4 protein-coding genes are annotated in these 9,358 nt (G+C 41.2%); 1 reads left to right on the top strand and 3 read right to left on the bottom strand.

The window, feature by feature from the left end; genetic code table 11:
* Window positions 1-75: 75 nt before the first annotated feature.
* The 3 genes from BACCELL_RS23525 to BACCELL_RS23535 are packed head-to-tail and all read right to left on the bottom strand — an operon-like array spanning window position 76 to window position 4,525.
* A complete protein-coding gene (locus BACCELL_RS23525; RefSeq protein WP_007214635.1) occupies window positions 76-1,056 on the bottom strand; it encodes a glycoside hydrolase family 43 protein in 981 nt (326 codons plus the stop codon).
* Window positions 1,057-1,061: 5 nt separating this feature from the next.
* Window positions 1,062-3,044: an alpha-L-arabinofuranosidase C-terminal domain-containing protein gene (locus BACCELL_RS23530; protein ID WP_007214636.1), complete on the bottom strand. Its 1,983-nt coding sequence runs from the start codon at window positions 3,042-3,044 to the stop codon at window positions 1,062-1,064.
* Between the two features lie 26 nt (window positions 3,045-3,070).
* Window positions 3,071-4,525, bottom strand: a complete 1,455-nt coding sequence (locus BACCELL_RS23535; RefSeq protein WP_419150868.1) for an arabinan endo-1,5-alpha-L-arabinosidase — start codon at window positions 4,523-4,525, stop codon at window positions 3,071-3,073.
* Between the two features lie 204 nt (window positions 4,526-4,729).
* Between BACCELL_RS23535 and BACCELL_RS23540 the strand changes: the two genes are divergently transcribed.
* Window positions 4,730-8,995 (top strand): hybrid sensor histidine kinase/response regulator transcription factor, encoded by a 4,266-nt coding sequence (locus BACCELL_RS23540; protein ID WP_007214638.1) that lies wholly within the window; start codon window positions 4,730-4,732, stop codon window positions 8,993-8,995.
* The last annotated feature ends 363 nt before the right edge of the window (window positions 8,996-9,358 follow it).

Consider the following 9,358-nt stretch of genomic DNA (forward strand, 5'->3'; position numbering starts at 1 on the left):
TTATCTTTTTAGCCTTTTTCAAATAAACTAACTAACTAACCTAATCTAACCTTCAATATATTCTAATATCTAAACCTATTGTACTCCTTCTGTTGTCATCTGAATACGCTTCATGGTTCCATCTTCATTATAGTACAGGCGATCAATGCACACAGAGCGCCTATAGCTTCCCCCTGCGGGATTAATTCCGCCATTGTGATAGACAAAGTACCAGTCGCCTTTAAATTCGATGATGGCCTGATGATTGGTGTTGGAGTTACCGGCTATTTCATTCAGTATTCCTTTATATTCCCAAGGTCCGGTAATACTCCGGCTCATTGCATAGCAAATCTTCTCGGGAAACTCAGAAGCGTAAGAAAGATAATACCAGTCTCCGCGCTTATGTATCCAGGGAGCTTCCGTAAAACGAGGCAAATCTACGTAAACAATCGGGCCATCCAGTTCAATCATATTCTTCTTCAATCTGGCATAATAGCACTGGGTATTTCCCCAATACAGATAAGCTTGTCCGTCATCGTCTATAAAGACTGTCGGGTCTATATCGTCCCAATATATTTTAGTTCGCTCTGTGGTCATATCATTGGTAATTAAAGCAGAGCCACGGGCATCTATAAAAGGGCCGAGCGGTGAATCGGCAACAGCCACACCGATAGACTTTCCGGGAACATCCTTATGCTCCACAGTGACATACCAATAGAACTTACCATTGCGCTCAATGACCTGACTTGCCCATGCTTCCCCCTTCGCCCAGGAGAAATCTTTTGCTTTCAAGGGTACAGGATGTTCTGTCCATGTCTTCATGTCGGATGAAGAAAAGACACACCAATCATTCAGGAGATAATGCTCAGCCGGTGGCGGACATTCATCATGTCCGGCATAAATATACACCTTACCATCATGCACCATCGCACCAGGATCAGCCGTATATTTATATTTGATGATTGGATTTCCATTAGCAACAAAAGTGGTATCTTTTTGCGCTGATAGCCCTTGCGAGGCTACCAGAACAAAAGAAATCAACCAAAATCTAACCTTATTAACTCTAAATCTATCCATTAGTTTTATCCTTTTTTGAAAATATAAACAGCAAATGTCTTCGGTTCCAACTCTACACTCAACACTTGGCCATCAATTGATACCGAAGTTTCCTGAGGCTGAATAACAGACGGCTGCTCAATCGTATTGTCTTTGTCAGGATCAGCCGAACGAAGCTTGATGCAACGTCCACCGGACAGTACATCCTGTTTCTTCAATCCTTCAAACTTCAATGACAAAGGCTGGGTCCTATCAGAAGTATTGGCGACCTTTACTATAATTTCATTCTTATTCTTATCATAGACCGCACTTGCAAACAGTCCGTTCTGGCCTTCGGCACCTGTTACAGGCTTCTTGTTCATCATCAAAGAAAGCACATTAGTACCCTTGTGATGCCCATAGAGTTGCTGCACATAGTAACTTACAGTACGGACAGAGTTGAGATTATCAAACCAAATCATATCCGGACGCCATTGCCAGCCTTCCACATGAGCAAACAAAGGAGCATAAGTGGCCATGTGTACAATATCCGCATTGCGCTCCAATCCGGTCATAAATGCGGCTTCAAGCAGAGCGGCATTGAAATGGTTCCATTTCTTACCCTTACCATGACAAGCATATTCTCCTGCAAACACTTTCGGACCTTTACGGTCATAGTTATCATAGCGTGCTCCCTCATTCAGGAACCAGTTTTCGGGACGATAGAAATGTTCATCCACCAAGTCAACTTTCAGACGTTTCATTTCCGGCCATAGATATTCGAACTGTTTTCCTTCAGAGTCCGGACCGGAACTTCCAATAATCTTGATATCCGGATAGGCTTTACGAATAGCCTTGATAAACGGTTCGAGGTGCTCCGGATATTCCGGTCCCCACTGCTCATTGCCTATACCAATGAATTTCAGGTTGAACGATGCAGGATGTCCCATATCGGCACGCAGTTTTCCCCATTTCGTGGTCACATCCCCATTGGCAAATTCTATCAGATCAAGAGCATCCTGCACATAGCTATCCAAATCGCAAACAGCCACGTGTGCCTCTGCATCTGAATTCTGAAACTGACAAGCCAGACCGCAACTCAATACAGGAAGCGGCTCTGCTCCTATTTCTTCCGAAAGTTGGAAGAACTCAAAAAAGCCTAATCCATAGCTCTGAAAATAATCGGGATAGAAACGATGCGGGAAAGTATATTCCCAACGATTCTCATTCAGGGGACGATTTTCTACAGGGCCTACTGATTTTTTCCAATCATAACGCGTAGCCAAATCTGTTCCTTCAACGATACATCCGCCGGGGAAACGGAAAACACCCGGTTTGATATCTGCTAAAGCTTGCGCAAGATCTTTACGCAAACCATTCTCATGTCCTTTCCACGTATCGACTGGAAAAAGGGAAACGTGTTCCAAATCGACTGTTCCCCCTGAAGCAAGGAAAATACGTAATGTTGACTTTGGATCTGTTATACTGGGCTTCAGAATAACATGATACTTTTTCCATTCTTTCGAATCAATAGTCAATGTTGCTGTAGCGAAAGCATGATGTTCGCCCATAGATTGGGTATCTACCAACTCTATACGGATTTTTTCTGCTGTTCCTCCTTGAGGCAAACGTGCCCATACGGAAAAGCGATACTCTTCTCCGGCTTTTACACCGATGCCAAAGAATCCTTCATTGTCAAGCCCGGTGTGCTTATGCGGGTGTCCCGGATCAGACAAGCGAACATAATGAGGATTCTTCTCAAAAGGTCCGTCATCCTGCAAAGTCACATTACCAAAAGTTTTCCATCCCATCAAATTTTGAGGGAATTCAAACGAACGGTTCTTCACTAACTCGGCATATAGTCCGCCATCAGCGGCATAGTTGATATCCTCAAAGAACAACCCATACATAGTAGGCTGAATCTCTGCGCCTAATTTCTTGGTTTGTATCACAAACTCATTGGTTTGTGCCTGAAGCGCCATACCCGCAGTAAGGGTCAGCGCTGTTAATAATCCAGTGTATCTTTTCATGGTTTCAAAATAAAAATTATAATTGATTACTTAGTTCTTTTTCCCCAGACGGAACGTCCCCGGCTATCCAGACCAGTGAAAAGAACGGTTTCCGTTTCATTTTCCCAATCATGTCCGGCAAATACTATCAAGTCTTTTATATCTTCTCCATCAAGTGTCAACCGCAGAGATTGCTTTACATCTGCAAAATCCCAGGTTCCTTTATTCTCTCCCAGTTTTCCATCTTTCTCCAAATGTAGCAGACGAGACATGTTCCATTCTTCATCTTGCAGTTCACCCTCACCCCACAATATTTGTCCCGCTTCTAACTGGCGTTCATACAAAGGTTCCTGCACACGGATAACCTCCCACTCACCAGCCAAATCTGCTGCGGAGAACTTCCGGGATTTACTACCAGCATAACGCTCAGGAGATACTACAGGCCAACCCTCTTCCGTAAAGAACACCTGACGTATATGAAGATCCATCATTTGATTCTGTGGAGACAAACGCCCCTGATGAGCCATAAAGTACTGTCCATCATCTGAAGTAAACACCGCGCAATGCGCTGTTCCGGCCCAACCCGGATGATTTTTGAAACGGTAAGGCGCCGTTAGTATCGGAAAGTTATTGGTAGTATCTTTCAATTCCTTACCAAAGTAATCCATAAAAGGACCTTCTGCTTTATCTGAACGTCCGACACGCACATTATAAGTCGTCATCAGCGGATCGTAGGAAACAAACAGGAAATATTCTTTTAATTCAGGATTATAAATAATCTCAGGCGCTTCCAGATTATCCTTCTTGTAATTAGCACGACGAGCTACCAAGTGTCCTCTATCTCCTTCTGCCAAAGGAAGTCCGGTTTCAGGATTCAGTTCCACGCAGTACAAACCACCAAAGAACGAACCGTAGTGCATCCACCACTTCCCATTTGAAGGGTCTACAGTGATACTGGGATCAATGGCATTCATGGCTGTCGTATCATCTGTTTTAACAACACAGCCTGCCAATGTCCAAGGACCTTCAGGCGAATCAGATTCAGCTAATCCGATATAGGATGTCTTCCTCCCGAAAGCCGATACGCAATAATACAATCTATACTTATTGTTATAAGGAATAATATAAGGAGCCCATATATTTGTCGCCCCATGTCCATCAGCATGGGCACGCACCCACTCTACCGCTTCTTGCGGAATTTCAGGAAACGCCCAGCCAAGGAATTCCCAATTCACCAGATCTTTAGAACGCCGCATCTGAATAAACCCCAAAGGGACTCCTTTCTCTTTAGCTTCTTTACGGTTTTCACGGAATATTGCATCTGTAGAATACATATAGTAATACTCACCCATCTTCCGGCATGACGGATCATGTACATTATAAGTTCCCCACGATTGATAATTCTCCATAGAAGACAGTGAAGAATAATCATCCGTCCACGGATTAGGAGAAGAGACAGGCGTAAATACAGAGGAAGTACAACCAGCAAACAGGCTGCTCATCAACACAACAGCTATACATAATAAGTTTCTCATACTATCAGTAGATTATAAATTCTATTGCAAAAATACGCCCGGGGTAAGCATGGTAAGGTGGACAAATGAACATTTGAGGTGGACAATTCAGCAATTTAAATTAAAAACAGCTATTCTGATTTTAAACATTATAAATATTCTTCTAACTTTGCCTTTAATAATACAAATTATATGAAAAGACACAACCTTTTATACCTTATTATATATATCAGTTTCATTATACCGTGTGCTCTGCAAGCACAAGAGCGTTTCACCGACCAGTACAATGTCTCATACATCACCATGGATGATGGACTCCCACATAATTTTATTGATGATATTTATAAAGATACCCGGGGATTTCTTTGGATTTCTACGGCCGGAGGAGGGCTTTCCCGATATGATGGTTATGAATTCATTCATTTCAATCCCAATACCTCCCATTGTAAGCTAAAAAGTAACTTTATACTAAATGTACATGAAGATACCTTTCAACGCCTTTGGATTGTATCTGAAGGAGGAACTGACATTATTGATTTATTGACTTTGCAACCTATCATCCCGAATGATCCCAAAGGACTGCTAACTACCTTATTAAACCAACCGGCATATACTATAATGCGCGACTCACAGAATTCTATATGGTTGCAATGCGGAAATGCACTTCACCGGATTACCTTTAATATAAAGGGAGACGTGGAAAGCCTGTCTACATTAACATTGCCGCAATTAAACGAACCGGATCTCGTATTAAAGGATATTGATGAAGACGGGAAAATATGGACTGCAATAAATGGTACAATCTATAAAATCATTCCGAATAATCAGGGAGGATTAGAAGAAAGCCATATATCAGAGAAACTAACGTTCTTACCTGATACCTATCTGAAAGATATGTTGGCAAAAGAAAATGAGGTATGGATAGCCACGCATGCAGGATTGTACCGCTATAATAAAAACAGTAACGCAATAAAGATTTACGAAAATATTCCTAATGACCCACATTCCATTTCGCAAAATTATCTGACCAGTCTTGCTATCACCAACGATAAACAATTGATTGCAGGTACACTCCGTGGTGCGAATATTTATAATCCAATTACAGACAGTTTCGAACATCTCGCCCATAATTCTACTGGCAACAGCCTATTGAATAGTAACTTTATCAATTGTATAAAAGTAGACGGAAAACATATATGGATCGGCACTGAAAGCGGAGGAATCAACAAACTCGCACCCAAACGCTTATCTATACATAACTACATACATGATAAAGAAATTCCCTCAAGCCTGTCTGACAACCCGGTAAATGCCATTTATGAAGATAAAGAAAAAAACTTATGGGTAGGCACTGTGGAAGGAGGTTTGAATTTGAAGAGACAAGGGACTGAACAGTTTCTCCATTACAGATGGGAACGCGGTGAGATAAGCCATAATTCTGTCAGTAGCCTTGCCAGTGACAACCAAGGTCGGTTATGGGTAGGTACTTGGGGCGGTGGAATCAATATTATGAATCCCAAAGCACTGAATCGTCCCCTTCAAGTCATATATACACATCCTGAAACAGGCTTTCCATTATTCTTCATAGCAGTACTTGTTTATGACCCTATCAATAACGGAATGTGGGTAGGTGCCAATCGGGGGCTCTTTTTTTACGATATGGCAACTCAGAAATTCGTTTCCCCCTTTGCTAACCATATGGCAGAAAATGTACGTGGTTGCCTCGGTGCCCTCATCGATAAAGAAGATAAATTATGGATAGGCAGTACAGAAGGAGTATATATTATAGACCTTCATTCCCGCTCCGCTAAATCAGAGAAAGGAGAGTTCCAGTACCGACATCTCAATTATAAGCTGGACAATCCTCAATCAAAGTTAATAGAGAAGATTAGTTGCTTCTGTGAAACGACAGATGGAACACTGTGGCTGGGTAGCAACGGATATGGTATTTATAAAAGAGTTGTTGATGGCCAAGGCAAAGAAAAATTCATTTCTTATAATACCACCCAAGACCTAATCAACAATAATGTCCGGAGCATGCAAGAAGGCATAGACGGCAATATCTGGATAGGAACAAATAATGGACTTTCCTGTTATCACCCGACAGAGAACCGTTTTACGAATTACACGAAACAAGATGGGCTACCCGATGCTCAATTTTACTGGAACGCCTCATGTCATTCATCAGACGGAACCCTCTATTTTGGTACTGTCGCAGGACTCACAGCCATTGAAAGCAATTTTCCGCCTAGTATAATCCAGCCAGCCAATGTAAGATTCACTAAACTAAGAATCGGGAATCAAGATATTCTTCCCGGTAACATATATCTATCCCAAGATATTGCTGTCACTCAGGAAATAAAATTTCATGAAAAAGAAAAATCATTTTCTTTGGAATTCTCAGCCCTAAATTTTGAACCGGACAATACGGCCACATATAGCTATCGTCTTCTCGGATTTGAAGATAAATGGGTACAAGTACCCGGAAACCGACGATTTGCAAGTTACACAAACCTGCGTCCAGGAACTTATACCCTGCAAGTAAAATATACGCCCGACGGAGAAGATGGAGCAGAGAGCATCACACAACTAAAGATCATTATCCAACCCTACTTCTATAAGACCACTTGGTTTATCTTATTGCTTATAGGTTTCGCTTTATTAATCACCTGGCAAATTTATCAATGGCGTATACGGAACTTCAAGCAACAAAGAGAACTGTTGCATCGTACAGTGGAAGAACGTACATACCAGCTGGAACAACAAAAACAACTATTGGAGAATCAAACGGAAGAACTCTCCAGGCAAAACAATACACTAAAACAACAAAACGAAAAAATCACCCAGCAGAAAGCTCAATTAAGCCGTATGGCACGCAAAGTTCAAGAGTTGACATTAGATAAGATTGCCTTCTTTACTAATATTACACATGAATTCCGTACCCCGATAACCTTGATTATCGGCCCCATCGAACGTGCTCTTAAACTGAGTTATAATCCGCAGGTAATAGAACAATTAAACTTTGTAGAACGTAACTCCAAATATTTATTATCCCTTGTCAATCAGTTAATGGACTTCCGAAAGGTAGAATCCGGTAAACTGAATATAGTAAAGACTAAAGGAAACTTTCTGAATTTTATAAACTCATTACTCACTCCTTTTGAAGTGTTTGCCGGAGAGCGGAATATCGCGATCAAGCACTTTTTCCATATGAAAGATCCTGAAATCCGTTACGATGAGGAAGCCATGCATAAAGTAATTACCAATCTGCTAAGCAATGCTATTAAATTCACTCCCGATAATGGGGAAATATCCGTATATATAGCTACATTACCGACAAAAGAAAGTAAGGAAGTACTCTACCTCTGCGTCAGTGATAGTGGAACAGGCATTCCAGAACAAGATATAGAGCAGATATTCAACCGCTTCTACCAATCAAAGAAACAAGTGAAGTATCCTGTATATGGACAAACCGGTACTGGCATAGGGTTATATCTCTGTAAACGTATCGTACTGATGCACGACGGAGATATAAGTGTCCGCAATAACCCCGGTTCCGGCTGCTCTTTCCGCATCTTGCTTCCATTACCCAAGGAAGACATAAACGATCAGCTTATCATTGAAAATAACATTCCACCTACAACACCCGCAACAGCAGACGACGAGTTACCCAAAGAAAAAGTGGCTTTGAATATTCTGGTTGTAGAAGACAATGCTGACATGAGAGGATATATCCGTTCTATCCTCCGCGATTATTATAATGTACTCGAAGCTTGTAACGGTGCAGAAGCCATTGAAATACTAAACAGGCAATCGATAGATTTCATTGTAAGTGACCTGATGATGCCAGTAATGGATGGCATAGAGCTGTCACGTCGAGTAAAAGAGACTTTTGCAAACTCACACATCCCTTTCCTAATGCTTACTGCCAAGACATCACCTGAAGCCCGTCTGGAAAGCTACCGTACAGGAGTAGACGAATATCTTCTAAAACCTTTTGATGAGACTCTCCTATTAACCCGTATTGAAAATATTCTGGAGAATCGTAGACGCTACCAGAGACAATTCAGGGCGAATATGGATGTTGAAGTACTAAATATAGAAGAAGAATCAGGAGACAAGAAGTTCATCAACCAAGTGATGGAAGTAGTGAAAGAACACTATAAAAACCCCTACTTTGAGGTCAGTGATTTCAGTGAAGCCGTTGGGGTAAGTAAAAGTTTGCTAAACAAGAAGCTTCAAAACCTCATCGGACAGTCTGCCGGGCAATTCATCCGTAACTACAGACTGAACACTGCCCGGGAGCTGATTCTCAAAAACCGGGAAACAAAACAGATGAATATCGCTGAAATAGCATATGAGGTAGGTTTCAATGACCCCAAGTACTTTGCCCGTTGCTTCAGTAAACAATTCAATATGAAGCCCAGCGATCTGATGAATGAAGAGGGTAATAACTGAAAAATTACGAAAACAACGTACAGTAGATAAAATTTATAGTCACTATTTTCTGCTAATAATCAACCTTTTACAAAAAGTAAGTCTCTTGTCTACAAGGAATTAACTTTCTGTCAACAAAAAGTTAACTTCTTGTTGACAAACTCTTAACTTCTTGCATACAGAAACATTGTTATTTTCATGTTTTTTTTACAAGGAGAGGTAACTATGCCCATTTACGGCATTGATCGGGTGATTAAATAATCATTCATAAGAGCTCTCTTATATATCAACTACAATAATAATTGTAGTTTTTACACTCAAATACTCGTTTGTCCACCTCTAATATTCGTTTGTCCACCCCTAAAAGCATGTTTGGGCGTACTT

Origin of the sequence: Bacteroides cellulosilyticus DSM 14838 (genome assembly GCF_000158035.1) — a bacterium.
In the GTDB taxonomy this organism is placed as follows: Bacteria; Bacteroidota; Bacteroidia; order Bacteroidales; family Bacteroidaceae; genus Bacteroides; species Bacteroides cellulosilyticus.

Coding starts and splice junctions, on each gene's coding strand:
- BACCELL_RS23540 (WP_007214638.1), top strand. CDS start 4,730: ATGAAAAGACACAACCTTTTATACCTTATTATATATATCAGTTTCATT.
- BACCELL_RS23525 (WP_007214635.1), bottom strand. CDS start 1,056: ATGGATAGATTTAGAGTTAATAAGGTTAGATTTTGGTTGATTTCTTTT.
- BACCELL_RS23535 (WP_419150868.1), bottom strand. CDS start 4,525: ATGAGCAGCCTGTTTGCTGGTTGTACTTCCTCTGTATTTACGCCTGTC.
- BACCELL_RS23530 (WP_007214636.1), bottom strand. CDS start 3,044: ATGAAAAGATACACTGGATTATTAACAGCGCTGACCCTTACTGCGGGT.